Below are 26070 nucleotides of genomic sequence, written 5' to 3'. Positions count from 1 at the left end.
CCGGCCTCGGCCGGGGCCGCCCCGTCAGGAGCTCCCCCCATGGCACCCCGTCACCAGCGCAACCTGACCCGCCGCAAGATGATGTTCGCCCTCGGCGGTGCCGCCGTGGGCATCCCGGCGATCGCCGCCATCGCCCCGTACGCGCTCGCCGACCAGTCCGGCGCAGGCGCCACCGCGGTGACCGGCTCGCTCCCGATGACCATCGTCAACAAGAGCGGCTCGTTCGACAACGCCTCGGTGCATCTCTACGTCGTCGGCAACCTGGACGGAAAGCAGGTCCGGCTCACCCCGGACGGCACGGTCGCCCCGATCGCCCTCTCCGACAACGGTGCCGACGGCTTCACCGACTACGCCATCCCGCTCGCGGGCAGCGGCGACACCAAGCTGTCCCTGCCGTTCATGTCCGGCCGCATCTACGTCGCACTCGGCCAGAAGCTCAAGTTCAAGGTGGTGACCGACGGCAACGGCAACGCGGCGCTCCAGTACCCGGCCGGATGGGTCACCTCGGACCCCAACTACGGGGTGCTGCACGACTGCGCCGAGTTCACGCACAACGCGGCCGGCATGTTCTGCAACACCACCATGGTCGACATGTTCAGCATCCCGATGGCCATCCGCCTCACCGGTGACAAGGACCAGACGACGGGCACCCTCCGCGACGGCGGACGCGCCGCCGCCTTCGCCGCCGTCAAGAAGGTCGAGGAGTTCGCGCCGCTGGTCGTGGACGACACCCGCATCATCGCCCCCGGCCACGGCCTGGACGCGGGCATCTTCAAGAAGGACTACTTCGCCCCGTACATCGACACGGTGTGGAGCACGTACACCGGCAAGGACCTCAAGGTCACCACCAACGCCGGCACGTTCACCGGCCGGGTTCGCGCCGACCGGTTCACCTTCGACGGACCGGCCTCCGTGTCCTTCGCCAAGCCGTCGACCCGGGACGTCCTCTTCTGCGACGGCAACCTCGCCGCGCCCAACGACGGCACCACCGGCCCCGTCGCCGCGGTCCTGGGCGCGGGCTTCAACCGCTCCACGCTGCTCGCCGACATCGCCCAGCCCGCCACCGACCCGGCCGCCTTCTACCAGGGCAGCCTGACCAACCACTACGCGAAGGCGATCCACGCGGCGACCGTGGACGGCAAGGCGTACGGATTCGCCTTCGACGACGTCGCGGACTTCGCCTCCTACGTCCAGGACACCAGCCCGACCGGCTTCACCCTCACGCTGTCGGCGTTCTGACGCCCGGCACTGCGGCACTGCGGCACTGCGAGGCTCGGCGGCTCGGCGGCTCGGCGGCCGTCGAGCGGTCAGCGTCTGCCGGCTGCCCGGCCGTCGGGCTCCTCCTCGTCCTCCCACTCCTCGTCCTCCTCCAACTCCTCTTCCCCGTCGGGCACTTCCTCGTCCTCCGGCTCCTCCTCCGGCTCCTCCTCCTCTTCCTCGGGCTCTTCCTCGTCCTCCGGTTGTTCGGTGTCCTCCTCGTACTCGTCGTCGGCGTATTCGTCCTCCTCGCCCTCGGGAGGCGTCTCTTCGCCTTCCTCCGACTCGTACGCGGCTTCCTCTTCCTCCTCTTCCTCCAACGCCTCCTCGTGGGTGCGCACCACCTCGCCGTCGCGGATCTCCCCGCGCCAGCCTTCGGGCTCCTGGCTGGTGAGACTCACGAACCGCTGGAAGTGCTTGGCGTCCAGCCGCAGCCGACGGCCCTGGGCGCGCCAGATGTTGCCGGTCTTCTCGAACAGGCCGGAGGGGTAGTACTCGACGACCAGAACGATGTGCGTGAGTGTGGGTGTCACTTCATGGAAGCTGACACAGCCCCGGGTGGTGCCTTTCGCGCCCTCGGAGGTCCAGACGATCCGCTCGTCCGGGACCTGCTCCTGGATCGTGGCCTTCCAGGAACGGGTGGAGGGCCCGATCTTCACCTTCCAGTCGCTGGTGGTGTCGTCGTGCCGGGACGCGCTGCGCACCCCCTTGGTGAAGTCGCTGAACTTCTCGAACTGGGTCCAGTGGTCGTAGGCGAAGCGCACCGGGACGCCGACGTCGAGGTGTTCGACGATGTTCATCACCTTGGTGGTGCCGGACTTGCGTCCCTTTCCCTTGCCGCCGAACAGGTTCTTGGCCTTCTCGGTCAGGCTTTCCTTGACGCTCTTGGCCTTCTCGCCGATCAGGGCCTTGACAGGTGAATCGCCCTGGAGGACGCGGGCACCGACCTTGGGAAGAATGCCGCCGTTCTCGGACACCTCCGTCAACTGGTCGGTGAGGTCCCCCAGTTTGTCCCCCGCCTTCTCCGCCAGGTTCTCCACCTGGGCGCCCATGTAGTCGAAGAGTTCGTCACGCAGCTGGTCGAAGCCGGAAGTCTGGTGTTGCCCGGCGTCCTGTGCCGTCCTGGCCATGACCTACCTCCGCCGTGCCGAGGCCTTCTTGGCCGTCGTCTTCTTCTGGGCAGTCTTCCTGGTCGCGGCCTTCCGGGCCGGTGCCGCCGTCTTCTTGGCGGTCTTCTTCGCCGGTGGCGCCGCCTTCGCCGCCGTCTTCCGGGCGGTCTTCTTCGCCGGGGCGGCCCTCTTTCCGGCGGACTTCTTGGCCGGTGCCGGGGACTTCTTGGCGGTCTTCCTCGCCGGTGGCGCAGACTTCTTCGCCGCCGTCTTCTTGGCGGTCTTCTTCGCCGGCGCCTGCCTGGACGTGGGGGCGGTGCGGCGCCGATGCCTTGCCGCGGGCTCGGTCCGCTCCTCCTCGGGTTCCTCCTCCTCTTCCTCTTCCTCTTCTTCCTCTTCCTCGTCCTCCGGCTCTTCTTCGTCCTCCGGTTCGTATTCCTCCTCCTCTTCGGGCTCTTCGTCCTCTTCCGCCTCGTACTCCGCGTTCTCCTTCGGCTCTTCCTCTTCTTCCTCCGAGCCGATGCGGGCGGTGCGCTGGTGCAGCGCGTCCGCGAGGTCCGCGAACTTGCGGTCGGCCGCGGCCATGAGCGCCTTGCGTCCCGCGTCCTTGAGCTCTCCGCGCACCTGCTCGTTGAGTTCGGCGAACTGCGGCAGTTCCTGGACCCTGCGCAGTCCCTCGGTGAGCAACTGCTGTGGTTCCAGCCCGAATCGGCGCCCGGCGAGGTAGGTGGCCACTCCGAAGGCCATCCGCCCCTTCTTCGCGCGACCGAGGACGTAGCCGCCGGCGAGCGCGGCAGCAATAGCGATCTTGGTCGTATCGTTCATCAGTCGTTCCCTCCGGAGAGCTGCTGTCTCCCCGCTGGTGCGCCGCGGTCAGGGGTTCATCGCGGCCAACCTTTACGGGCGTATATGCTTAAATGGTACGTTTCGACGGCAGGATGATGCCGCTCCAGTCACGGGACGAAGCACATGGCCGCGTCAGAGAAGGACGGCAGCGGGAGCAGGAAGCGCCCCTCCCGCGCGGAAGGTGCTGCGGCACGCTCGGGCAGCCGGGCGGCCGGGCGGTCGGGTAAGCGTTCGGCGGCATGGGCCATGCGCTCGGCGGCCGGTCAGCTGGCGGAACTCCTCGGACGGGCTCCCGAGTCGGTGTCGGCCGTCAAGCGCACCGACGACGGTTGGGAGGCCGACGTCGAGGTACTCGAACTGGAGCGCATCCCCGAAACCACCAGCGTCATGGGGACCTATCACGTGACGCTGGACGAGGACGGCGACCTGTTGGCGTACGAGCGGACCCGCCGCTACACGCGGGGGCAGATCGACCGGCGCGGCTGACATTCCAGGGGCGGTGAAGGGAGACGCCATGACCATGGTGCCGCAGGGTGGAGGCGGCGTTGCCAGAGGAAGTTCAGGGACGTTGTACGACGTCCTGGATCTGATCCTCGACCGCGGCCTCGTCATCGATGTCTTCGTCCGGGTGTCTCTGGTAGGCATCGAGATTCTGAAGATCGACGCCCGCATCGTCGTCGCCAGCGTGGACACATACCTCCGCTTCGCCGAGGCCTGCAACCGCCTGGACCTCGAGTCCGGCGCCAAGCAGCCCACCCAGCTCACCGACCTCGTCGGCGAGGTCACCGAGGGCGGGGCCAGAGGCAAGTCCAAGGGCGCGCTCAGCGGTGTGGTCGAGGCGGTCAAGGATGCCCTGCCCAGCGGTCGTGAGGACGAGGAGGGGTACGAGGCGGACGGAGAAGGCGAGGAAGCGGAAGTCGAGTACGAGGAGGAGCCCAGGGCGGCCCGGCGGTCGGCCAGACGGGCTTCCCGGCGGGACAGGGAGTGACCATGACCGTCTACGTCTACTCCATCGTCTCGAAGGACCATCCGGTACGTCTGGACGACGTCCACGGCGTCGGCGAACCGCCCGGCTCGCTGCGCACGGTGACGGCCGGCGTGCTGTGCGCGGTCGTCAGTGACGCGCCCGAGGATCTGCGCCCCAGGCGTCGGGATGTCCTCGCCCACCAGCAGGTGCAGGAAGCTCTCATGGCCGACGGGGCGGTGCTGCCGCTGCGCTTCGGGCTGACGACCGGGGACGACGAATCCGTGAAGAGGGCCCTGGAGGACCGGGCCGGGGAATACCAGGAACGGCTGGAGAGCCTGGAAGGCTGTGCCGAGTACCACCTGCGGGCCACCTGGGAGGAGGACGCGCTGCTGCGACGGATCCTGCTGGAGTCGCCGGAGGCCCGCGAACTCAACGAGCAGATCCGCGCCGGTTCGGGCACCCCCGACATGTCGATCGCGCTCGGCGAACTGGTCGCGCAGGAGGTCCAGGCCCGGCAGCAGGCGCTCGGCGCGGGCATCATCGAGGCGCTGCGCCCCTATGCGAGGGAGGAGAGCGTCACAGCCTCCGGAAGCCAGGACTTCGTGAACGCCTCCTTCCTCGTCGACTCGTCCCAGGAGGAGATGTTCCTGGCCACCGAGATCAGCGTCGCCAATCAACTGGGCGAGGAGTGCGAGCTCCGGCTGCGCGGCCCCCTGCCTCCGTACAGCTTCGTCTGAGAGGTGCTGATCATGGGCCTGATCGGTCAGATCCTCACGCTCCCGCTGGCGCCCGTGCGGGGCGTGGGCTGGGTCGTGGACCGGGTGGTGGAGGCCGCCGAGCAGGAGTACTACGACCCCGAACCGGTGGAACGTGAACTCGCCGCGCTGGAGAAGGAACTGCTCGCGGGCCGGATCGACCAGGCGACCTTCGACGCACGCGAGGACGAACTGCTCGACCGGCTCGAAGAGATCGCCGCCTACCGGCGGGGCGACACCGCGAACTGACCGGGAATCGAGGTGGCCGCGTGACCGATCGCCCTGTCGACCGGCTGAGTTCGTACCCTTCCCGGGCCGCGTCGCCGTACTCCCAGGGTCAGGGTTCCTCCGCGAACCTGGCCGACATTCTCGAACGCGTCCTCGACAAGGGGATCGTCATCGCCGGGGACATCCGGATCAACCTGCTGGACATCGAACTCCTCACCATCAAGCTCCGCCTGATCGTCGCCTCCGTCGACAAGGCCAAGGAGATGGGAATCGACTGGTGGGAGCACGATCCGTCGCTGTCCTCCCGAGCCCACGGCGAAAGCGCGCTGTCCATGGAGAACAGGCGCCTGCGCGCCGAGATCGAGGCGCTGAAGGAGGAGCGGGAGCTGACGTCCGGCGAGAAGGAGAAGGCCGTACGGCCGTCCGGCGAGCAGCAGAAGGCCGTACGGCCGTCCGGCGAGAAGGAGAAGCCCGTACGGCGGCGCCGTGCCCCGCGGCCGTCCACGAGCCGGCGCAGCGGCGAGGCACCGGATGACTGACGCCGTCACGTACGCCTACGCCGTGGTGCGCCACGACGCCGAGGGGCTCGACGCGGCCCTGGCCGGTGTCGTCGGTGTGGCCGGGAAGCCGGTCCACCTCGTGCCGCAGGGTCCCGGGAGCGATCTGGCGGCCGTCGTGAGCACGGTGCCCGCGCAGGACTTCCAGGAGAGCGCCCTGCGTCGCCATCTGGAGGACCTGGACTGGCTGGAGACGGTGGCCCGCGCCCACCACACCGTGATCGAGATCCTGTCCGCACACACCACGGTGCTGCCGCTGCGCCTGGCCACCGTGTACCTCGACGAGGACCGGGTGCGCGGGGCCCTGCGCGACGACGCGGAGATGTTCACGCGGGCGCTGGACCGGCTGGCCGGGCACATCGAGTGGGGGGTCAAGATCTATGTCGAACCGCGGGCGGAGACGGCCGGTCCCGCCGATCCCGCCGCGGACGACGACGTGGGTGCCGGGCGGGCCTATCTGCGCGCCCGCCGGGCCCAGCGGCACTCGCGCGACGAGGCCCACCGCGCCGCGGGCCAGGCCGCCGAGCGCGTCGAGGAGATAGGTGACGCGGTGGCCGCCGCACACGCCCGCCACCGCGTGCAGCAGGGAGAACTCGCCTCCGGCGCCGGGGAGAACGTCGTCAACGACGCCTATCTCGTGGCACGGGAGAAGGCGGAGACCTTCCGCGCCGAGATCCTGCGGGCCGCCGAGGGCCTGCCCGGCATCCGCGTCGACGTCACCGGGCCCTGGGCCCCGTACTCCTTCGCCGCCCAGCCCGGTACGGAGCCCCGGGCACCGGAGGCACCGGACCAGGCGCCATGAGCGCGGCCGACGGACCGTCCGGGAGCGAGCCACTCGCACAGCGGCAGGTGGCCCTCATCGATCTGCTCGACCGGCTGCTCAGCGGCGGGGCCGTCCTGACCGGCGATGTCGTGCTGTCGATCGCGGACATCGACCTCGTGCGCATCTCCCTGCGAGCCTTGATCGTCTCGGTGAGCGCGCGGACCCCGTCGCCGTGGCAGAGGGCCGCAGAGCCCGGGCCCGAGGACGCGCCGTGAGCCGCCCGGGTGACCGTCCGGCCGACCGCCTCGGCGAGATCGCCGACGCCGCCACCCGGGCGTTCCGGCTGCTGCCCGCCGTACCCGACGACATCACGCCCGTGCGAGGCGGCTCCCCGCCACGGCCCGCCCGTCGTATCACGACCGATCCCGACACCGTGGAACGCGACCTGGTCAGGCTCGTCCTCACCCTGGTGGAACTGCTGCGCCAGCTCATGGAGCGGCAGGCGCTGCACCGCGTCGACCAGGGCGACCTCACCGAGGAGGAGGAAGAGCGGCTGGGAATGACCTTGATGATCCTGCACGACCGCATGACCGAACTCTGCGCCCGCTACGGACTGACCATGGCGGATCTCAACCTCGACCTCGGCCCGCTGGGCACGCTGCTCCCACCCGACCCGTCCGGCTGAACCCACGAGGGTTTCGACTGCCGCAGCACGGGCACGCGGCGACTGGAACTCGACGGAGGTACCGGCGACTGGAACTCGACGGAGGTACTGAGATGGGTGCCGGCGAGAAGGCCAAGGCGAAGGCCGAGCAGGTCGTGGGAAAGGCCGTCCGAAAGGTGGCTCACGCGGTACACAACGACACCGTCGCGGCCAAGGGCGCCGCCCTCCAGACCCGGGGCGCGATGCGGGGCGCGAAGGAGAAGACCAAGGATTCCTTCAAACACTGACCCGGCCCTCCGGCCGGCGTCACCGAGGTGCGGCACCGACGGCCCGCTCCTAGGGTGGACGACGGGCACGCCGCGCCGTGTCTTCGCCGCACCCGCCGCGGTCGCGCACTGTCGGTGCATTCACCGGCGGGTCGACCGCTGTTGATCCCCGACGGGACGTCCCGCTGATCCCCGACGGTACGATCCGCGCCGTCCCTCACTGCCGCCGGAGAGACCCGACATGCTCTCGAACACCGCCAGGCCCGTCGTCACCGCGACGCTTCCGGTCGTCGCCCAGCACATCGGGGACATCACCCAACGCTTCTACCAGCACATGTTCGCCGAGCACCCCGAACTCCTGGACGGCGTGTTCAACCGGGGCAACCAGGCCCACGGCTCGCAGCAGCAGGCGCTCGCCGGTTCGGTCGCGGCCTTCGCCGCCGGGCTGGTGAAGACACCGGAGCAGTCGCCGGACCACCTGCTGAACCGCATCGCGCACAAGCACGCGTCCCTCGGGATCCGTCCCGACCAGTACCGGATCGTTCACGACAACCTGATGTGGGCCATCGTCGACGTCCTCGGCGACGCGGTCACCCCGGAGGTCGCCGCGGCCTGGGACGAGGTCTACTGGCTGATGGCCAACGCCCTGATCAACCAGGAGCGCGGCCTCTACAGCGCGCGGGGCGTCACGCCGGAGACGGTGTGGCGGAAGTGGGAGGTCGAGAAGAAGATCAAGGAGACGGCCGACGTCGTCACCTTCGTGCTCAAGCGGGTCGACGACCGGCTGGTGACGACCTCGCTCCCGGGCCAGTACGTCACCGTGCTGATGACCATGCCCGACGGGGTGCGCCAGCCGCGCCAGTACAGCCTGACCCGGGCCGACGACGGTGAGCACCGCCAGTTCTCGGTCAAGCGCGTCCACGGCGGCGGCGAACCCGACGGCGAGATGTCCAATTTCCTGCACGACTCGGTCGAGGTGGGCGACGTCCTCACGGTGTCGCTTCCCTACGGCGACGTCGTGCTCGACGACTCGGGACGGCCGGTGGTGTTCGCCACGGCGGGCATCGGGATCAGCCCGATGGCAGGGATGCTCTCGCACCTCGTCCAGGCCGAGTCCGGGCTGCCGATCACCATGCTCCACGCCGACGCCGACGAGGCGTCCTTCGCGCTGCGCCGCCAGGTGGTCAGCGACATCCTGGAGCTGCCCAACGCGGAACTGTACGTGTGGTACGACAACGGAGCGGACACCAACGAGCCGGTCACCGGCGTGTTCCCGGGACTGATGGACATCGACCAGGTCGAACTTCCCGACGACGCGGTGTACTACATGTGCGGCCCGCTGGCCTTCATGCAGCCCCTGCGCAGCAGGCTCCTCGAACGCGGCGTCCCGCCCCAGGACATCCAGTACGAGGTCTTCGGCCCCGACCTGTGGCAGGCGGACGTCGACTGACGCATCCGCCGCCGGACCGGCCCTACCAGCCGGTCAGGTCCACCAGGAGTTCGCAGTGCGGATCATCCGGTGCGGGCCGCCGGTACTGCCGCTCCCCAAGGAGTCCGGCCACCGAGGCGAGCAGCGCGGTGGCGGGAGCCTCGGCCGGACGGATGTCGACGCCGAGCACGCCGGGCCGGTCAGGACCCTGTACGTACAGCTACAACAGGCCCTCGCCAGGCAGAGCCGAGCAGTCGCGGCCCAGGGCGTCCAGGAAGCTCCTATAGGACGTCAAGTGGCCTGTGGGGGGTGCAGTTGTGGATCGTTCATGCTGGTCAGATGCTTGTACACCTCTCGTGCGATGAAGCGTTTGAGGCAGCGGAAGATGTCCTTCTTGGACATGCCTTCGGCGGTGCGTCTCGCGACGTAGAGCCGGGTGCGGGAGTCGTAGCGCATGCGCACGAGAGCGATCGTGTGGAGGGCATGGTTGGCCTGGCGGTCGCCGCCACGGTTGAGGCGGTGGCGGTTGGTCCGTCCGGAACTGGCGGAGACGGGGGCTGCCCCGCACAGGTGGGCGAATGCAGCTTCGGACTTCAGCCGGTCGGGATTGTCGCCTGCGGTGATCAGGAGTTGGGCGGCTGTCTCGGCCGCCCACGCCGATCAGATCCGTCAGCCCGGGAGCTGCTTGCGTGACCAGAGGGGCGAGTTCGGCGTCAGCCTCGGCTGTCTCCTGGGTGAGGTGCTGGTAGCGGCGGGCCAGACGCCGTAAGGCGGTTCGGACCGCGCAGGTCGGGTCGGCGAGGTCTGCGCCGGGGCGGGAGCGGGCCAGTTGCGCGATCAGCTGGTAGGTGGGCAGGCTGCGCAGGCATTCCCGGACCTCGGCTGGGGCGGAGACGATGAGCGTGCGGATCTGGTTGATCGTCTGGGTGCGGGACTTGACGGCCGAGCGGCGGACCACCCGCAGGGACCGGATGGCTTCCGCGATGCCGTCGCGGGTCTTGGGTCGGCCGTGGGCGCGGCCGGACAGGACGGCGGTCGCGGCGGCGTAGGCATCGACGGGGTCGGACTTGCCGTTGGCCCGCCGGGCCTTGCGGTCAGGGCGGTCGACGTCGACCACGGTCACCTCGCTCGCCCGCAGGAAGCGGGCGAGTTCGCAACCGAAGGCGCCGGTTCCCTCGACCTCGACGGCGAGCACGTCACCGTGCAAGCGCATCCACTCCAGCAGGCGGCAGTAGCCGTCGGGGGTGGTGGGGAACGTTGCGGTGGCCAGGTGTCGGCCGATGCTGTCGATCACCGCTGCCTGGTGGAAGTCGGTGTGGGTGTCCACCCCGCCGACCACCGCGATCTGATCTGTCATGCCGGTGCCTGCCGTCCTTCCGTGCGGTACGCGAGGGATCGCACGGGCCGGTCGGGCGCCAGGACAAGACTGTGATGGGACCTTTGGCCGGGCCCCTACGAGGTCACAGGCGCTCGACCGGCCGCGTGCAGAACGGCACCGCCCAGCTGGCCGACGATTCCTGGAAAGGACAGCCCGAAGCGTCAATCGCTCGGCGGGTCAGGCCACCGAGCGGTGCCGCGATCAATCCTCACAGTCGTTCGTACAGTGGCGCGCTCCACCCGGACGCCCTGAACCGCGCCTGCTCCACGGTGTGTGGGTCGACGGCGGACGGGATGGGAGCTGGGGTGAGTGGTGGGTTGAGGAGGAGGATGCCGCCATGGCAGACGAACCGAGACGGCCTCTCAGCGAGCTTCGGCAAAGCGAAACAGTCCAAGCAACGATCACTAGTCACCGGCCATGGGGCCTCACGGCAAAGCTCGACGAGTACGACCCGGTGGGCGCGTCACTGGACACGATTCGCCGCGGAAGCGAGCCGGGAGTGAAGCGCCTCGTGCGGGACCTACCGCCAGTGGGGACGACCACCGACCTAGTCATAGGCGAGGTACGCGACTGGGATCACAAGCCGTGGATATGGGTCGACCTCACGGCACCCAGTCCCACCGAAGACTGACCGTGCCCCCGGCGTGCCCGATCGAGCGGGGAACACCGGGGAACGACGGTCACCCACGGCCATCGCACAGCACGACGGTCCCTGACCGATGTACCTGGTCAGGGACCGTTCACCTGCGGAGGTGGTGGGATTTGAACCCACGGTGACATCGCTGCCACGACGGTTTTCAAGACCGTTTGAGGTCAGCACCCGTCCGCTCCGGGCCGGCGCCGCGCGTCGAGCCATTCCGCTTGATTCCACATGACCGGCACGGCTCCAACGGGCTGAAAGGTGATGTCTGGATCGTCGCTGTGCACCAAACAAAGCACACGTTGCCCGAACACCGCCGCGCTTCGGCCGTGGTCGGCCAGGATGTCTAGGACGATCTGAGCCTGTCGGGGACATGCCCGAGCGAAGTGGTCATAGTGGGTGAGAACAAGGACGAAGCCAGCGGCATCGGAAGGTACACCGTATTCACCGTCCACCACGTCGCGAAGGCAGTCGTTGAGCGCGTCGAGGTTGCGGCCGTAGTAGTCGGGGAAGTCCAGGGCCGCGGCAATGTCCCGGTGCAGATCCTTCTCGGTCGTCCATCCAAAGGCATCCACTTCCACAACCGCGAAGTGCCGGTCGCGAAGACCCTCGATGGTCTGGTCGAGGAGCTCTCGACGCCAGTAGAGGGTGATGAAGGTGTCCGCCGCTAGCTGACGGTAGAACTGGTCGGCGCCGTTGTCGGACCATGAATGCTCGCTCACGTACCCGATCTTGGCATACAGCGGTTGCGCCTTATGGCGAAAATTCCACCGCCCCCGGCCATGCGGATCTCGCCTGTATCGCCGCCACAGATCAGCGCCCTTGGGGGCCGTCTCTGGGCCGTCCGAGGGTGCACACCAACGACCAACGCCGACAACCGTTGACTGCTCGATCGCTGGTCACAGCGTTGATCGTCTAGGCGGTCCCACGTCAGCAGCCCCATGGATCACTTCTTCGGCTACTGACCGCAGTTGTCGGCGCCTGCCACGCCCATTGAGACTCCACCGACCGCGTGGGCATGCATACGCCCAGGGGGCCTTCAACACGCCGTTCGGCCCGTTGCTCAGACCTCAGCAGACGCTATCGCAGCGGCGCGCTCCAACCGGCGCATGAGCTGCCAGAGGACAACGATCGACAGTGCGGCGGCGCAGACGTCCAGACCGTCGCTGAACATGATCTGTTGTAGCGCATCTCGAGCCTGGTCCGCAGTGACGGCCTTCTTCAAGTCCTTGGGAGCATCGGTGAACGCCGTGCCTGCGACCAGGACCGACAGCCACCATGCTGTGAGCAGGGGATGTCCACGTCGACGCTGCATTTCCGGCTGGCTGGCGGCCCACAGATCGTTGACGAACATCTTGGGCACGATGAGCTGTGCAATCGGTATCACCCAGCCAAAGATCAGCCACGCTCTGCGTCGGCGCTGTCCCTGGCGCCAGAGCACGTCCGCGACGTCGCGCATGGTGGCGAGCCAGATGCTGAACTGAAGCAGGGCCACGAGGAGCAGCCCCGTTCGCCAGCCCGTCAGGTTTCGGAAGTACGTGTCGACCTCGACCAGCGGGTTGTCGACGTACGGGCCCGGCGTAGTCGGTTCTGCCAGCAGTCGGTACTTGTGCCATGCCGCCAGCCCGGCCGCGAGAGTTACCAGTGCGAACGCGGCGAGCGCGACGCTGGCAAACCAGGTCTGTCCGCGCGGCACCCTGACTGTTTCGGCCACTTCACACCTCCGGGAAGCCGCCCGTTCGGACTTCTCGCAGGTCGGCAGCGGATCTTAACCCCCCGGGGATGTGGCCGACACAGCGTCCTGGCAGGCCAAGCCGCCACAGGGAGCTGACATCAGCGGCTGACACCAACAAGCGCGACCTCCGGCGGTGATCCAATCGGAGCGGCTTAACATCACCTCTCATGGCCACAGTGATCTTGACAGTCGGGCTGGCGTTCATCGGCTACCTGGCGACCTATCTCAACGGACTGCGACTGGCGCAGAGACAGGCCCGACTGACGCGGGTCAACGTCCAGTTGAGCGACTTCTACGGTCCTCTGTTCGCGCTGATGGAAGCCAACAGCCGCGCCTACGACACCTTCTCTGAGATGTACGCTCGCCCCGACGGGCGTGATCCCTTCCACCACGACATACCTCCCACCGAGCAGGAGCTCGCACGGTGGCGCACATGGGCCACTACCGTCTTCATCCCCAACATTCAGGCAATGCGCGACGTGGTGGTCACGAAGGCCGATCTTCTGATCGAGGAGGAGATGCCTTCGGCCCTGCTCCAGCTCTGCGCGCATGTCGCTGGATACGAGATCACCGCCGCGCAGTGGGCCGAGGGCAATTACGAAGAACACCTGTCCCTCATACCGTTCCCTGGCCGGGAGCTGAGGGAGTACACCCGCGACCGGTTCTCTCACCTGAAGAGCGAGCAGGCGAGGCTGCTGGGACGCCGCCGCGGGCGCTCAAACCGTCGACGCTGAAACGGAGTGGCGAGACCGTGCCACAGCCGTGCCAGAACGGGCGGGGACTCACGGGGAGTCGGGGTACGCAGAGGCGCGTGCCGTCGACCCCGCTCAAGGCAGGGGAATCGCAGGTCACGCGTGCGATCGCCCCACCTCGTTCCTAAAGAGGGTGTCGGCCGGCGAGGCCAGTAGCGGTACAGCAGTGAAGTACACACGGCAACCGACGACGCCCGGCAGTGCCCATCAGCACCCTTTCGGCAGCCTGTATGACCGCTGATGACCGATCTCTGTAGAGCCACGGATCAGAAGGCTGTAGCAAGTGAAGACGGTCTGGCCGTGTGCCAGACCGTTTCAGTTTCCGTCTCATCCAGCGAGGGCCACCGCCGTCCAGGCAGGACCATCCGCAGCAGTCGTCGTAGCACTCACCTGCCTATGAACACAGTTGAACGGTCCTGTACTCCGTCCAGCAAGGCGGCACTGACAACGAGCCGGCGCCAGGCGGACCGACCTACGAGGTCCCCATGAAGCGGTAGCTCACCTCAGCTCCCCAGGTCCGGCCACCCATCTTTGTTGGAGTAGCTCTCGTAGCAGTATCGGGTCGAACGGTCCCACTCCTTCCCGGTGGCGAGTTCGTATGCCTGATCCGGCACGTACAGCAGCCACTCCCCGTCGCACTCGGCGGAGGTGTACGGGAAGAACTTGTCGACGTCGAGGAATACGCTTTCCCATACGGCTTGCCCTGCAGCAACGACAGCGCAACGGGCGTACAGGAACCCGTCAGAAGACTGTGGGAAGGGAGTGCCGTTCGGGAACGTCATGTCGGCGACGGGAAGCATCCCGAACTTCTCCTGGTCCAGGCGGTAGAGAGCCTCGGCATGCCGTTCCGCGAAGCCGATATGTCGGGGACGGGACGGCGGCTCAGCTCCTCGGCCAGGCGCCGGCAGTTCGTCTGCGTGGCTTCGCCGTTCAGGGTGGCTATCAGCGCCCAGAAGGCGGCCCATGTCATTCTCACCGGCGCAGAATGTCAGAGCCGTCTGACATCCAAGCCTGACGTGAACGGGGCCGGACGACGGCATACGGCAGCGCCCGCAGGCGACCACACGGGCCGACCGTCGATGGACCCAGACGCGGGCGTAGACACAAGCGCCCTCCCGGGCCGTCCTGGGGCCGTGGGAGGGCGCTCAACGATGACCGACGCGCCCCAGGGGCGTTTGGGCAGGCAACTCCTCGCGGAAGCAGAGCTTCACTGGCAGCTGACCATCGAAGAGACGGAACTCCAACCCGACGGCGCGCTCACGGCCATCGCCGTAGTCGAAGGCACGCCGCTCCTGCCGCCGACTCAGGCCGAGCTGCACGTGCCGCCCTTCGTCCAACCTGCTGCGACGGTAAGTATCGAAGCCCTGACGGTCGACTCGTCCGGCGCCGCGTTCATCCAGCTCAAGCAAACACCGACCGAGATCACCCCGGGATCAACCCTGTACGCGGCCGAATGCGGCCTCCGCGAGCACTGAACGCCCGCGACACCCACTCCTTGAACAGCCGCACCACAACCGCACCAGATCGAGCGGGGAACAGCGGGGACCCTCGGTGAAATCAGCCGAGCCCCCAGGGCCACGCATCAGCCGTTCGCCCAGTTCAGCCCACCAACTGGCCTCAGACTGCCTCAGCTTCCCAAGCTGAGGTCCTGGGACGACGGTCTTGCGATACGGTGCGGGCTTCATATGACGCCCTCTCGGAGAGCAAGTGGATCTGCTGAACAGCCGTGTTGCCCGCTCTGCGACCATGATCCTTCTGGGCTTGGCTGCACTCGCTATTGCCGGTTGCGACCCTGATCCGACCGACCCCGAGAACGTCGATCCGATCGCTCTGGTGAACAGCACATCGAACCCAGTGCGCGTCTTCTGGTGCGCCGGCGACGGGGACATCAAATGCGCGGAGGAGCACAGCCTAGGAGTCATCCCAGCAGGGGCGCATCGCACCGTGCACATCTCCTCCTACGAAGTAATGCTGCACGTCGAGACAGCTTTGGGCCCAGGGGGATATGTCTGCGAAGACGACGCTCCGGGCAGTCGGATAGCTCTGAGCGCGTCGTACCCCTCCATGAAAGCCGCATACGACCACTGCCTGGACGGAGCCTCACCGAGCATCTCGCCCCGCTGAGATCCCGCATGGACGTGCCCTTTCCCAGGAGTTGATATCCACCGTCGACATCAACGGCGGCAGACAGCGGCAAAGGTGGACGCACGTGGGCGGCCAGTGCCCCAAGCCAGGTGGGCCTACCGAAGGAGTTTCGGCCCTCCAGATCGAACTCCTAAAGCGGTGCTCACCTTCTCCGAGTCGCGGACGGAACCCGGCCGCCCTGGAGAGGGCACAACGAGGGCACAACGGCCTCGCACAGGTTCACCAGCAGCCAACGCCGACCAACGCCATTTCCCCTGGTCAGATGCGTACCTTGACAGTCGCCGCAGAGAATGCCCGAAGGGGCGGCACCCCCGCACAAAGTGGCACTGCTGCGGAGTTGCAGCCTCTGGCGAGCGGACGCTGTCTCTCCCAGGCGTCCCCCAAGAGCCTCAGGGTCGGGGAAAGCAGCAGGCCACAGGTGACGGACGGAGCCCGCTGTAAATCTGCCGGACCAGACTGCTGGGCCGTCCTGGGGCCGTCCGAGGGCGACCAACGACGACCGCTAACGGCCGGCAACGACCGAGAGGGCGCGGCAGTCTGCCACACCCTCTCGGTGTGTCTGCCCAGCTAGACCCAGCTGTCCAGCCACATCCTCGACCGCCAGAAGCCGATCGGGACGGTCTGGGCGGTGTACAGGGGCCAGAAGCAGATGAAGTTCCAGGTGATGAGCAGGACGAGGACGCCCGCGGCCACCATGCCCCGGGTGCGGCGTCTGCCGGTCGTTCCCGGCGGTCCCGGCAGGGCGGCGAGCATCATCGTCACGGCCAGGCACAGGTACGGCACGAGGACGACGGCGTAGAAGGAGAAGATCGTACGGTCCTGGTACAGGAACCAGGGCAGATAACCGGCACCCACCGCGCCCAGGACGGCGCCGCAGCGCCAGTCGCGGCGCAGCGCCCACCGGTACAGCAGGTACACGAGCGCGCAGCAGGCCGACCACCACAGCAGCGGTGTGCCCAGGGCGAGGATCGTCTGGGCACAGCCGGCCGTGGTCCCGCAGCCGGCCGTCCCGGGGCTCGGTGCGGTGTAGTGGAACAGCACCGGGCGGCCGAGGACCAGCCAACTCCAGGGATTCGACTCGTATCTGTGCGGAGTGTGCAGTCCCACGTTGAACCGGTAGACGGCGGACTCGTAGTGCCACAGGCTGCGCAGCGGGGCCGGGATCCACGACCAGGTGCCGCCGCGGCCGTCCGCCCAGTGGCGGCCGTAGCCGTTGTCGGACAGGAACCAGCCGCTCCAGGTCGCCAGATACGTCAGGACCGCGACCGGGACCAGGGACAGTACCGATCGCCCGAGGTCCTTGCGCAGCATCGCACGCCACGGGCGGCGTGCCCCCGCCACCCGGCGGGCGCCGACGTCCCACAGCAGGGTGAGGACCGCGAACCAGGCGAGAAAATACAGGCCGTTCCATTTGGTCGAGGCCGCCAGCCCCAGACAGACGCCGGCCGTCAGCCGCCAGGGACGCACTCCCGTCCCGGCACGGTCACCGGTGGGTCCGTGCGGGCGCACCCGGCCGTCCTCGGCGACCGGCAGGAGCGCCGCCAGCCGGGACCGCGTGTGGTCCCGGTCGACGAGCAGGCATCCGAACGCCGCCAGCGCGAAGAACATGACGACGAGGTCGAGCAGTGCGGCGCGGCTCATCACGAAGTGCAGACCGTCGACCGCCATCAGCGCTCCGGCCAGGCAGCCCAGCGACGTCGAACGGAACAGACGGCGTCCGATGCGACACAGCATCAGCACCGACAGCGTGCCGAGAGCCGCCGTCATGAAGCGCCAGCCGAACGGGTTCAGGCCGAACAGCCACTCGCCGAGAGCGATCACCCACTTGCCCGTCGGCGGGTGCGCGACGAACGCCCCGGCGTCGGACAGCGGGATCTCCTGGGGACGGGCCAGGATCCGCGGGTCGGAGACCGTGCGGTCCGGCCAGCTGCCCTCGTAGCCGAGCCGCAGCAGCGACCAGGCGTCCTTGGCGTAGTACGTCTCGTCGAACACGATCGCCCGCGGGTCGCCCAGACGCCAGAAGCGCAGCAGTCCGGCGAGCAGCGTCACCAGCAGCGGCCCGCCCCAGCCCGACCAGCGGGCCGCCCGGCCCGCCGCTGCCCGGGACAGCCCGAGCATGCGCCACGGACGTGTGCTGGGTTCGGGGAACGGCACCACCAGGCGGTCGCGCACGGACGCGTACGGCCGCTCGACGTGCCCGAAGCGGCGCAGCCGCCGCTCCCAGGAGTCCGGCCGGCCGCCCGGCGCCCGGTGCGGCTCGTCGACGTGCGCGGGCACGCTCTCAGGGATCACGTGGGGAACTCTCCGGCTGGTGACGGGCGTGGGGCGAAGGCACCCCATGGGCAGCGGGGGCGGAACGCGCCGCCGTCGGCATCGGGACCGACTCCGCGGACGTAACAGGGCGGGGCTGCCGACCTCCGGTCCCACCCTGGGCGAAGGCGCTCGCCAGGAACACCAGCCCGACGCCGAGGCCTGCCAGGGCCAGCGCGGATCCGGTGGCCAGCCAGGCCGCCCGGGCCCGCCGCCGGGCACGGACGGCACCGTGCAGGCGACGCCGGTGCCGGTCCTCGTAGGGCGTGTCCTCCCGGCTGTCCCGCATCAGCCGCGTCAGCTCCTGCTCGAAGTGATCCATGGCTCCTTCTTCACTTCACCGGCTCGACGGTCGCCTCGGCCAGCAGCCGCCGCAACCGAGCGACGCCGCGTGCCGTCAGCGAACGGGCGGTACCCACCGGGCAGTTCAGGACCTCCGCGACCTGCCGCTCGGGCAGGTCCTGGTAGTAGCGCAGCACCACCGCGGCCCGTTGCCGCGCCGGCAGCAACGCCAACATGGCCTCCAGCCGGGTCCGTTCGTCCACGGCGGCGACCTCGTCCGCCGCCTCGGGCGGGTCGGGCAGCCGGTCCACCGGGTGCTCGCCCCACCAGCGACGCCGTGCCGACCGGGCCGCGGCACGGGCCAGGACCTTGCGCACATAGGCTTCCGGTGCCTGCCCGGCCACCCTGGGCCAGGCGAACCACAACTTGACCAGAGCCTCTTGCAGCAGATCCTCCGCCCGGTGCCGGTCCCCGCCGGTGAGCAGCCGGGCCAGGTGAAGCAACGCCGCCCACCGGGCCGTCACGAACCGGTCGAACTCCTCGGACCGCGACCGCTCCATCGGCGTCACCTCCCCTGCCTCCAGGTCGGCGGCCACATCCGCCGCCGTACGTACTCACACCTTGAAGAAAGACACCGGCCCCCGCTCGGCTATGCACCTGCGCCATGTGGCGTGGAACACATCTGCCGTTCCTGCGGTGCACACGTCCCGGCACGACCTCCCATTCCGCCGGGATGGTTGAGTGGGATCGTGGACAACTTGGAGATCGACCACGACCTGGTGCGCTGCCTGGTGAGCGAACAGCACCCGGACCTGGCGCAGTTGGACCTGTACGCGGTCGACGGCGGCTGGGACAACCAACTGTGGCGTCTCGGAGACGAGTTGGCCGTACGGATGCCCCGCACGGAGCGCGCGCCCTCCCTCCTGCGCAAGGAACACCGGTGGCTGCCCGCCCTGGCGCCGCGCCTTCCGCTGCCCGTCCCCACCCCCCTGCGGACCGGCGAACCGTCCGCACGCTTCCCACGGCCGTGGACCATCGCGGCCTGGGTTCCGGGCGAGCCCGCGGACCGCGCCCCCATCAGCCACGGCGGAGCGGCCGACACCCTGGCGGACTTCCTCGGGGCGCTGCACACGGCCGCGCCCGCCGACGCTCCGCGCAGTGCGGATCGCGGAGTCCCTCTGGCGACGCTCACGGACGGCTTCGCGCGGATGCTCAAGGAGGTGGTCTCCCAGGGTGACGCGGCCGACGTTCAGGACCACGTCCGGGACATCTGGAACGAGGCACTCGCGGCCCCCGACTGGCAGGGCCCACCGGTGTGGCTGCACGGCGACCTGCACCCGGCGAACGTCGTCGTGTCGAACGGCACCCTCTCGGGCGTGCTCGACTTCGGCGACATGTGCGCGGGAGATCCGGCGGTCGATCTCGCGGCCGCGTGGGTGCTTCTTCCCGCGGGCGCGGCAGCACGGTTCTTCGACGCCTACGCACCCGTGGACGAGGCGATGATCCGGCGGGCACGAGCCCTGGCGGCCGCGAAGAGCCTCTTCCTCGTCCTCATGGGCCAGGCCGGGAACCGGGGTCTGCCCGGCGGCAAGCCGCACTGGGGCCCCGCGGGCCGGGCCGCACTCGACCGTGTCCTGGCGTCCGTGTAGGGGCGACCGAGTACAGGGCGGTTCCCGCGTCGGCCGTCAGTGGGTCACGGCCGACCGGTCGTGCTCGAGGAGGGTCAGGAAGAACTCCCGGACGTCCTCGGCGAGCAGCTCGGGCACCTCCATCGCGGCGAAGTGGCCGCCGCGCTCGAACTCCGACCAGTGCCTGATGTCGTACAGCCGCTCGGCCAGCGGCCGTACCGGCTGGGTGATGTCGTGGGCGAACACCGCCACGCCGACCGGCACCGGGCACGGCGCGGTGCCCCGTGGCGTGTCACGGTGCAGTCGGGCCGACGAAGCGGCCGTGGCGGTCAGCCAGTACAGCGAGACGTCGGTGAGCACGCGGTCGTCGCTGACCGGCGTGCGCGGGTCGGTCCAGTGGGCGAAGCGCTCGGCGATCCAGGCCAGTTGGCCGACGGGCGAGTCGGTCAGCGCATAGCCGAGGGTCTGCGGGGTGGTGGCCTGGAGGGCCTGGTACGGCGGACGGTTCGCCATCAGCTGCTTGATCTTGTTCAGCCTGGCCTCGTCGTCCACGGACAGTTCGATGCCGGCGTCCGGGTCGGGGCGGGTCGGCAGGTAGTTGACGTGGACTCCGACGACGTGCTCGGGTGCCACCGCGCCGAGCGCCGTGGAGATGCCCGAGCCGAAGTCGCCGCCCTGCGCGCCGTACCGCTCGTAGCCGAGGCGGTGCATCAGCTCCGCCCAGGCCCGTGCGACGTGGCCGACGTCCCAGCCGCGCTCGTGGGTGGGACCCGAGAAGCCGTAGCCCGGGATGGACGGGATCACCAGGTGGAAGTCGCGCGCCAGCGGCTCGATCACGTCGAGGAACTCCAGGAACGAGCCGGGCCAGCCGTGCGTGAGGATCAGCGCGAGCGCGTCCGGCTTGGCGGACCGGACGTGGACGAAGTGGATGTTCTGTCCGTCGATCTCGGTGGTGAAGTGCGGGAGCCTGTTGAGCTCGGCCTCGTGCGCCCGCCAGTCGTAGCCGGTGCGCCAGTACTCGGCGAGCTCCTTCAGTCGCGTCAGCGGGAAGCCGTAGTCCCAGCCGGCGTCGGCGACCTCGTTGGGCCAGCGGGTGCGGGCGAGGCGGTCGGTGAGGTCGTCGAGGTCGGCCTGGGGGACGTCGATGCGGAACGGCTCGATCATGATGGTCACTCCTGAGGATTCGTTTGGAGGCCTAACGTTCGTGACACTAACGAATGTAGAATGTTAGTGACACTAACGCAAGAGCCGGAGGACCCCCAGTGAGCGCGACCCCAGAACCCACCCCGGCCCGGCTGCGCGCCATCCCCAGTCGCCTGATCGCCGGGGTCGCGGCCGTCGCGGACCGGCTCGTCAACGAGCGTCTGGCCGCCGTGGACGCCCGCAAGTGGCACTTCGCCGTGCTGACCGCGCTCGCCGAGGACGGCGCCGCGAGCCAGGCGGAGCTCAGTCGCCGTACCGGCATCTACCGCAGCGACATGGTCGCCGTCCTCAACGAGCTCGGGGACGCCGCGTACATCCGCCGCGCACCCGACCCGGCGGACCGCCGCCGCAACGTCATCACCCTGACCGCCGAGGGCCGGCGCCGCCGGGAGCACCTCGACGCGCTCGTCGCCGACGCCCAGCGCGAACTCCTCGCCCCGCTCGACCCCGACCAGCAGGGCGAACTCACCCGTCTGCTCACCGTCCTGACCGAGCACCACCGGCCCGGTCACCCCGACCCCCACGACGCGAAGTGACCCGTCCCTGCGCGGGCGGTCCGAGCGCTCCGGCCGCTGTCAGAGGCGTGCGCCATGATGAAGGCCGGGGAGTCCGGACCGGTCCGGCGGGAGGGGGTTGTCGGTGGACACCGACCTGGTGGAGGACCTCGCCGTGCCCGAACGGCGGGACGCGGCGGCGGACGCGTTGGTCGCGCTCGGCGCCGACGGGGTGGCGCGGCTGGTCCGCGAGGTGACGGACGAGGCGTCCCCGGTGGACCGGCGGCAGCTGTCCGCCGTACTGGTACGTCTCGGGCGGCCCGGCTTCGACGGCCTGCTCCAGGGACTGGTCTCCGCGCCCACCGAGCAGGCCCGCAGACGGCTCGGCTTCGTGTTCACGGCCCTCGGCGAGCCCGCCCTGGCCTGGTACACGGCGGCACTCACGCATCCCCTGCCGCTCGTCCGCGGTGCCGCCGTCCGCGGGATCCAGCGCTGCGGCGAGGGCGCCCGGTCCGCCGCCACCGCGCTGCTGCCGCTGCTCGGCGATCCGGACGAGGAGGTGGGCCGGCAGGCGGCGCACGCCCTGGTGCTCCAGGGCGGGCAGATCATCCCGCTGCTCCGGCGCGTCCGCGAGCAGGGTCCGGGGCGGCAGCGGGCGCGGGCGCTGACGGTGCTGGCCGAACTGGGCGGCGAGGCGGCGCTGTCCGACGCCGACCGGGCCGCGATCGAACGGCTGATCCGCGTCAAGCTCCCGGACGACCGGCCCGAGCCGCTGTGGGCCTGCTGGAACCACTGGATCGCCGTGCCGAGCGGGGACCAGGCCGGGATACTGCGGACCCTGGGCCTGACCGAGCCCAGACCCGTGACCTTCGCGCTCGGCAACGACATCGTCGACGCCGACGGCCACGGATGCGACACGGCGGAGTACGACGGCAACGAGCGGGTCTTCGTCACCCCGGAGCTCGACGGCTGGACCTTCGTCCTCGGCGCCTGGTGCGATCCGTGCGGCGAGGAGCGCAGCGCGGACGTCCTGCGCCTGTGCACCCGGCTCAGCGCCCGCTACGGACAGGCGCAGGCCTACTACTACGGCGGACAGGGCGACGGCTCCGCCTGGCTCGTCGCCGAGCGGGGAACCGTGCTTCGGCGCTACTGCGAGACCGGCGAGGGGGACGACGAGCTGCTGACCCTCGGTGAGCCGCTGCCGTCGGAGCGGGCCCGCCGCGTCGAACTGGGCCTGAGCCCCGAATGGGACGCCGCGCGGGAGACACAGGAGGACGAGGACGAATGGCGCTGGGCCGCCCATGACCTGGCACCGGACATCGCCCGTGCGATCGGGGTCAGTCCGCTGGACATCGGCGCCGACAGCCCGTCGCGGGGTACCGGTGTCGTCGCGCTGACTCCGTACGGCGCCACCCGCGGCGTACCGACGGGCGCGTACCGGATCTAGCGCTGCCGCAGTCCGTCCCACCGGGTGCCGGGTGCCGGGTGCCGGGTGCCGGGCTACGGACGCCGGGGCCGGGGAGGGCGGGGCGCGTGCGCGGATCCCGTTCCTCCCCGGCCCCGGTACGAGGCGCCGTGCCGGGTCAGGCCAGCGGTACCGTCACCTCGCCCGTCCCGGTGGCGCTCGCGCCGCCCGCGATGCGGACCGTGAAGGGCCGGTCGCTGCCCTCCGCGGTGACGCTCAGCGTGTCGCCGTCCCGCCGGACCCGGAAGGTGGCGGCGGTGGTGCCGTCCAGGTCCGGGACGGTCACGGTGCGGGCGTAGCCGGGCTCGGCGGTCGGGTGGACGAGCAGGGTGACGTCCTCCAGCCAGTCGCCGTCGGGGCGCCGGTCGTCGGCGGACAGCGGCAGGACGGCGCCCTCGCGGACGTACAGCGGCAGGCTGTCGTAGCCGTGGCGCTCGGTGCGCCAGACCGGGCCGGTGACGCGCTCGCCGGTGAGCAGGTGCGTCCAGGTGCCCTCGGGCAGATACACCTCGACCTCCCCGTCCTCGGCGAAGACCGGGGCGACCAGCAGGTCGGCGCCGAGCAGATACTGGCGGTCCAGCGGGCGGCAGGCCGGGTCGCCGGGGAACTCCAGCAGCATCGGGCGCATCGAGGGCACGCCGGTGCGGTGGGCCTCGACGCCGACGCCGTACAGGTACGGCATCAGCCGGTGCTTGAGCAGGGTGAAGCGGCGGGCGACGTCGACTGCCTCCTCGCCGAACTCCCACGGCACCCGGTAGGAGGAGGAGCCGTGCAGCCGGCTGTGGGAGGAGAGCAGGCCGAAGGCCAGCCAGCGCTTGAACACCGAGGCGTCGGGGGTGCCCTCGAAGCCGCCGATGTCGTGGCTCCAGAAGCCGAAGCCGCTCAGGGAGAGCGACAGCCCGCCGCGCAGGGACTCGGCCATCGCCTCGAAGGAGGACCAGCAGTCGCCGCCCCAGTGCACGGGGTACTGCTGGCCGCCCGCGGTCGCGGAGCGGGCGAACAGCACGGCCTCGCCCTGTCCGCGCTCCTTCTCCAGCAGTTCGAAGACGGTCCTGTTGTACAGCTCCGTGTAGTAGTTGTGCATCCGCTCGGGGTCCGAGCCGTCGTGCCAGACGACGTCGGTGGGGATGCGCTCGCCGAAGTCGGTCTTGAAGCAGTCGACGCCCTGGTCCAGCAGCGGCTTGAGCTTCGACTGGAACCAGGCGCAGGCCTCGGGGCTGGTGAAGTCGACCAGGCCCATGCCCGCCTGCCACAGGTCCCACTGCCATACGTCGCCGTTCGCGCGGCGCACCAGGTGGCCCAGCTCGGCGGCCTCGTCGAACAGCGGGGACTTCTGGGCGATGTAGGGGTTGATCCAGGCGCTGATCCGCAGGCCCTTGGCCTTGAGCCGGGCCAGCATCCCCGCGGGGTCGGGGAAGACGTCCGGGTCCCATTCGAAGTCGCACCACTGGTACTCGCGCATCCAGAAGCAGTCGAAGTGGAACACGGACAGGGGGATGCCGCGCTCGGACATGCCGTCGACGAACGACATCACGGTCGCCTCGTCGTAGGAGGTGGTGAAGGAGGTCGTCAGCCACAGGCCGAAGGACCAGGCCGGCGGCAGGGCGGGGCGGCCGGTGAGGCCGGTGTAACGGGCGAGCACGTCCTTCGGGGTGGGACCCGCGACGACGTAGTACTCCAGGGTCTGGTCCTCGACGCTGAACTGGACCTGGCCGACGGACTCCGAGCCGACCTCGAAGGAGACCTTGCCGGGGTGGTTGACGAACACTCCGTAGCCGCGCGAGGAGAGGTAGAACGGGATGTTCTTGTAGGCCTGCTCGCTGCTGGTGCCGCCGTCGGCCTGCCACATGTCGACCACCTGGCCGTTCTTGACGAACGGGGTGAAGCGTTCGCCGAGGCCGTAGACCTGCTCGCCCACGCCGAGGGCGAGCTTGCCCACCATGTGGTGCCCGCCCTGGTCGGTGGTGGCGAAGGCGGCGCCCTTGGTGCCCGCCTGGGTCAGTTCGCGGCCGTCGGCGTCGCGGAAGCTGAGCGTGAAGGGCGCGCCGCGGTCCAGGCGCAGGGTGAGGGGACCGCTGGTCAGCTCGGTGACGCCGGCGACGGTGCGCACCTCGCCCGCGCCGCCCTCGACGCCGGCGACGGTGAACTCGGGGCCGTTGCGGCGTTTGCCGGAGTGGTGGGTGAGCCGGACGCCGATGACGCCCTCGGCGGGGGAGAAGCACTCGGCCGAGATGAGCGGTGCGTTGAGGGTGTCGCCCCTGCGTGTCACCCGTTGCACGGCCGCATGGGTGGTGAAGCGCTTCGCTTCGGTTCGCACGTCGCGTACTTCGGTGGCGTAGGCGATCTGTACGCCATCGCGAATACGCCAGAAGCCATTGGTGAACTTCATGATCTTCCTCAGGGGAGCGGAGGCCGTCGGACCGGGGCACGGGCAACGTCACGACGAATTTGATCGTACACAAAACAAATCCGGCCCACGAGCCCGTCCTGGCGATGCAAAGGCTCTGATCAGGCTCGATTACACGGACGAGCGTGGTCTTCACGTCGAGCCACGGAGAGAGACGCGCCACGTGGGGCTAGCGCGAGAGCACGCTCTTGGCGTATTAGTCATCACATCAAACAAACCCGTCCGGCAGTGTTGCCGGACTGCGCGACAGCAAGGGCCGTCACATGTCGAAGCGCTTCAACGCCACCCCCGAGGACAGGTTCACCTTCGGCCTGTGGACCGTCGGCTGGCAGGGACGGGACCCGTTCGGTGACGCGACCCGGCCGGCCCTGGACCCGGTCGAGACGGTGCAGCGTCTGGCCGAGCTGGGTGCCTACGGAGTGACCTTCCACGACGACGACCTGATCCCGTTCGGGTCCTCGGACAGTGAGCGCGAGTCGCACATCAAGCGGTTCCGTCAGGCGCTGGACGCGACCGGTCTGAGCGTGCCGATGGCCACGACGAACCTGTTCACCCACCCGGTGTTCAAGGACGGCGCGTTCACGGCGAACGACCGTGACGTGCGCCGTTACGCGCTGCGCAAGACGATCCGCAACATCGACCTGGCCGTGGAGCTGGGTGCGAAGACGTATGTGGCCTGGGGCGGGCGCGAGGGTGCGGAGTCCGGCGCCGCCAAGGACGTGCGCGTGGCGCTGGACCGGATGAAGGAGGCGTTCGACCTCCTGGGCGAGTACGTCACCGGGCAGGGCTA

Annotated in this window: 29 protein-coding genes, 1 tRNA gene and 2 pseudogenes; 19 read left to right on the top strand and 13 right to left on the bottom strand. The window is 69.4% G+C overall.

The genetic code is table 11. The features are described from left to right. The first annotated feature begins 39 nt into the window (after nucleotides 1-39). A complete protein-coding gene (locus ABT085_RS19965) occupies nucleotides 40-1239 on the top strand; it encodes a beta-1,3-glucanase family protein (protein ID WP_351609239.1) in 1200 nt (399 codons plus the stop codon). Nucleotides 1240-1307: 68 nt separating this feature from the next. On the opposite strand, the gene ABT085_RS19960 is transcribed toward ABT085_RS19965, so the two are convergent. Both ABT085_RS19960 and ABT085_RS19955 read right to left on the bottom strand, forming a co-directional pair. Further along, nucleotides 1308-2387 carry an SRPBCC family protein gene (locus tag ABT085_RS19960; RefSeq protein ID WP_351609236.1) on the bottom strand — a complete coding sequence of 360 codons (1080 nt, stop codon included), beginning with the start codon at nucleotides 2385-2387 and terminating at the stop codon, nucleotides 1308-1310. A 3-nt stretch (nucleotides 2388-2390) separates the two neighbouring features. Then, the gene (locus ABT085_RS19955; RefSeq protein ID WP_351609233.1) at nucleotides 2391-3191 is read right to left on the bottom strand and encodes a histone protein; all 801 of its coding nucleotides are present in this window, start codon (nucleotides 3189-3191) and stop codon (nucleotides 2391-2393) included. A 144-nt stretch (nucleotides 3192-3335) separates the two neighbouring features. On the opposite strand from ABT085_RS19955, the gene ABT085_RS19950 reads away from it, so the two are divergent. The 11 genes and pseudogenes from ABT085_RS19950 to ABT085_RS19905 all read left to right on the top strand — a co-directional run bounded on the left by ABT085_RS19950 (nucleotide 3336) and on the right by ABT085_RS19905 (nucleotide 8862). Next, complete coding sequence (locus ABT085_RS19950; RefSeq protein ID WP_351609230.1) at nucleotides 3336-3698, top strand: gas vesicle protein GvpO; 363 nt, start codon at nucleotides 3336-3338, stop codon at nucleotides 3696-3698. A 28-nt stretch (nucleotides 3699-3726) separates the two neighbouring features. Beyond that, nucleotides 3727-4200, top strand: coding sequence for a gas vesicle structural protein GvpA (locus ABT085_RS19945; protein ID WP_351609227.1), 474 nt, complete (start codon nucleotides 3727-3729; stop codon nucleotides 4198-4200). A gap of 2 nt (nucleotides 4201-4202) precedes the next feature. Next, complete coding sequence (locus ABT085_RS19940; protein WP_351609224.1) at nucleotides 4203-4916, top strand: GvpL/GvpF family gas vesicle protein; 714 nt, start codon at nucleotides 4203-4205, stop codon at nucleotides 4914-4916. 12 nt (nucleotides 4917-4928) lie between these two features. After that, complete coding sequence (locus ABT085_RS19935) at nucleotides 4929-5183, top strand: gas vesicle protein GvpG (protein WP_351609222.1); 255 nt, start codon at nucleotides 4929-4931, stop codon at nucleotides 5181-5183. Nucleotides 5184-5203: 20 nt separating this feature from the next. After that, nucleotides 5204-5317: pseudogene (locus tag ABT085_RS46715) on the top strand (gas vesicle protein); the annotation flags it as partial. Next, the gene (locus ABT085_RS19930) at nucleotides 5291-5701 is read left to right on the top strand and encodes a gas vesicle protein (protein WP_502982761.1); all 411 of its coding nucleotides are present in this window, start codon (nucleotides 5291-5293) and stop codon (nucleotides 5699-5701) included. The pseudogene ABT085_RS46715 and the gene ABT085_RS19930, both read left to right, overlap by 27 nt. Beyond that, a complete protein-coding gene (locus tag ABT085_RS19925) occupies nucleotides 5694-6521 on the top strand; it encodes a GvpL/GvpF family gas vesicle protein (RefSeq protein WP_351609215.1) in 828 nt (275 codons plus the stop codon). Before ABT085_RS19930 ends, ABT085_RS19925 begins: the two co-directional genes overlap by 8 nt. Then, nucleotides 6518-6757, top strand: coding sequence for a gas vesicle protein (locus tag ABT085_RS19920; RefSeq protein WP_351609212.1), 240 nt, complete (start codon nucleotides 6518-6520; stop codon nucleotides 6755-6757). The genes ABT085_RS19925 and ABT085_RS19920 overlap by 4 nt, the downstream gene beginning before the upstream one ends. Then, a complete protein-coding gene (locus ABT085_RS19915) occupies nucleotides 6754-7167 on the top strand; it encodes a gas vesicle protein K (protein ID WP_351609209.1) in 414 nt (137 codons plus the stop codon). Before ABT085_RS19920 ends, ABT085_RS19915 begins: the two co-directional genes overlap by 4 nt. Before the next feature lie 92 nt (nucleotides 7168-7259). Beyond that, nucleotides 7260-7433 (top strand): hypothetical protein, encoded by a 174-nt coding sequence (locus ABT085_RS19910; protein ID WP_351609206.1) that lies wholly within the window; start codon nucleotides 7260-7262, stop codon nucleotides 7431-7433. A 220-nt stretch (nucleotides 7434-7653) separates the two neighbouring features. Then, nucleotides 7654-8862: a globin domain-containing protein gene (locus ABT085_RS19905; RefSeq protein WP_351609203.1), complete on the top strand. Its 1209-nt coding sequence runs from the start codon at nucleotides 7654-7656 to the stop codon at nucleotides 8860-8862. A gap of 22 nt (nucleotides 8863-8884) precedes the next feature. Here ABT085_RS19905 and ABT085_RS19900 read toward each other — a convergent pair whose 3' ends face one another. From ABT085_RS19900 to ABT085_RS19880, 5 genes and pseudogenes are all read right to left on the bottom strand, one after another. Beyond that, a complete protein-coding gene (locus ABT085_RS19900; RefSeq protein WP_351609200.1) occupies nucleotides 8885-9031 on the bottom strand; it encodes a hypothetical protein in 147 nt (48 codons plus the stop codon). Nucleotides 9032-9132: 101 nt separating this feature from the next. Continuing rightward, nucleotides 9133-10198, bottom strand: a pseudogene (locus ABT085_RS19895) (IS110 family RNA-guided transposase). Nucleotides 10199-10964: 766 nt separating this feature from the next. Then, nucleotides 10965-11047 (bottom strand) — tRNA-OTHER (locus ABT085_RS19890). Next, the gene (locus ABT085_RS19885; RefSeq protein WP_351609198.1) at nucleotides 11033-11581 is read right to left on the bottom strand and encodes a barstar family protein; all 549 of its coding nucleotides are present in this window, start codon (nucleotides 11579-11581) and stop codon (nucleotides 11033-11035) included. The genes ABT085_RS19890 and ABT085_RS19885 overlap by 15 nt, the downstream gene beginning before the upstream one ends. A gap of 341 nt (nucleotides 11582-11922) precedes the next feature. Beyond that, the gene (locus ABT085_RS19880; RefSeq protein WP_351609195.1) at nucleotides 11923-12573 is read right to left on the bottom strand and encodes a DUF4328 domain-containing protein; all 651 of its coding nucleotides are present in this window, start codon (nucleotides 12571-12573) and stop codon (nucleotides 11923-11925) included. A 188-nt stretch (nucleotides 12574-12761) separates the two neighbouring features. Between ABT085_RS19880 and ABT085_RS19875 the strand changes: the two genes are divergently transcribed. Beyond that, a complete protein-coding gene (locus ABT085_RS19875; RefSeq protein WP_351609192.1) occupies nucleotides 12762-13328 on the top strand; it encodes a hypothetical protein in 567 nt (188 codons plus the stop codon). Nucleotides 13329-13849: 521 nt separating this feature from the next. Here the strand turns inward: ABT085_RS19875 and ABT085_RS19870 are convergent. After that, a complete protein-coding gene (locus ABT085_RS19870; protein WP_351609189.1) occupies nucleotides 13850-14146 on the bottom strand; it encodes a DUF4240 domain-containing protein in 297 nt (98 codons plus the stop codon). Nucleotides 14147-14497: 351 nt separating this feature from the next. Here ABT085_RS19870 and ABT085_RS19865 point away from each other — a divergent pair, with 351 nt between their 5' ends. After that, a complete protein-coding gene (locus ABT085_RS19865) occupies nucleotides 14498-14821 on the top strand; it encodes a hypothetical protein (RefSeq protein ID WP_351609186.1) in 324 nt (107 codons plus the stop codon). 232 nt (nucleotides 14822-15053) lie between these two features. Continuing rightward, nucleotides 15054-15470 (top strand): hypothetical protein, encoded by a 417-nt coding sequence (locus tag ABT085_RS19860; protein WP_351609183.1) that lies wholly within the window; start codon nucleotides 15054-15056, stop codon nucleotides 15468-15470. A 588-nt stretch (nucleotides 15471-16058) separates the two neighbouring features. Here the strand turns inward: ABT085_RS19860 and ABT085_RS19855 are convergent. The 3 genes from ABT085_RS19855 to ABT085_RS19845 form a co-directional block, all read right to left on the bottom strand. Beyond that, nucleotides 16059-17609: a dolichyl-phosphate-mannose--protein mannosyltransferase gene (locus ABT085_RS19855; protein ID WP_351609248.1), complete on the bottom strand. Its 1551-nt coding sequence runs from the start codon at nucleotides 17607-17609 to the stop codon at nucleotides 16059-16061. A gap of 163 nt (nucleotides 17610-17772) precedes the next feature. Beyond that, nucleotides 17773-18123, bottom strand: coding sequence for a hypothetical protein (locus ABT085_RS19850; protein ID WP_351609181.1), 351 nt, complete (start codon nucleotides 18121-18123; stop codon nucleotides 17773-17775). A gap of 10 nt (nucleotides 18124-18133) precedes the next feature. Next, entirely contained in the window at nucleotides 18134-18643 is a 510-nt protein-coding gene (locus ABT085_RS19845; protein WP_351609245.1) for a SigE family RNA polymerase sigma factor, read from the bottom strand. A 189-nt stretch (nucleotides 18644-18832) separates the two neighbouring features. On the opposite strand from ABT085_RS19845, the gene ABT085_RS19840 reads away from it, so the two are divergent. Beyond that, entirely contained in the window at nucleotides 18833-19732 is a 900-nt protein-coding gene (locus ABT085_RS19840; RefSeq protein ID WP_502982760.1) for an aminoglycoside phosphotransferase family protein, read from the top strand. 36 nt (nucleotides 19733-19768) lie between these two features. Here the strand turns inward: ABT085_RS19840 and ABT085_RS19835 are convergent, their stop codons facing one another. Further along, a complete protein-coding gene (locus ABT085_RS19835; RefSeq protein ID WP_351609179.1) occupies nucleotides 19769-20875 on the bottom strand; it encodes an epoxide hydrolase family protein in 1107 nt (368 codons plus the stop codon). Between the two features lie 98 nt (nucleotides 20876-20973). Here ABT085_RS19835 and ABT085_RS19830 point away from each other — a divergent pair, with 98 nt between their 5' ends. Next, a complete protein-coding gene (locus ABT085_RS19830; protein ID WP_351609176.1) occupies nucleotides 20974-21450 on the top strand; it encodes a MarR family winged helix-turn-helix transcriptional regulator in 477 nt (158 codons plus the stop codon). A 103-nt stretch (nucleotides 21451-21553) separates the two neighbouring features. Then, the gene (locus ABT085_RS19825; protein WP_351609174.1) at nucleotides 21554-22855 is read left to right on the top strand and encodes a HEAT repeat domain-containing protein; all 1302 of its coding nucleotides are present in this window, start codon (nucleotides 21554-21556) and stop codon (nucleotides 22853-22855) included. A gap of 136 nt (nucleotides 22856-22991) precedes the next feature. Here the strand turns inward: ABT085_RS19825 and yicI are convergent, their stop codons facing one another. Beyond that, nucleotides 22992-25262, bottom strand: a complete 2271-nt coding sequence (yicI, locus tag ABT085_RS19820) for an alpha-xylosidase (RefSeq protein ID WP_351609171.1) — start codon at nucleotides 25260-25262, stop codon at nucleotides 22992-22994. Nucleotides 25263-25543: 281 nt separating this feature from the next. Here yicI and ABT085_RS19815 point away from each other — a divergent pair. Continuing rightward, the coding region (locus tag ABT085_RS19815; protein WP_351609169.1) for a TIM barrel protein at nucleotides 25544-26070 on the top strand (527 nt) is incomplete at its 3' end.

This window comes from Streptomyces sp. NPDC002265 (assembly GCF_040296125.1).
GTDB lineage: Bacteria > Actinomycetota > Actinomycetes > Streptomycetales > Streptomycetaceae > Streptomyces.
Note: the sequence above shows the minus strand (reverse complement) of the source record. Positions and strands in the feature narration are given on the sequence as shown.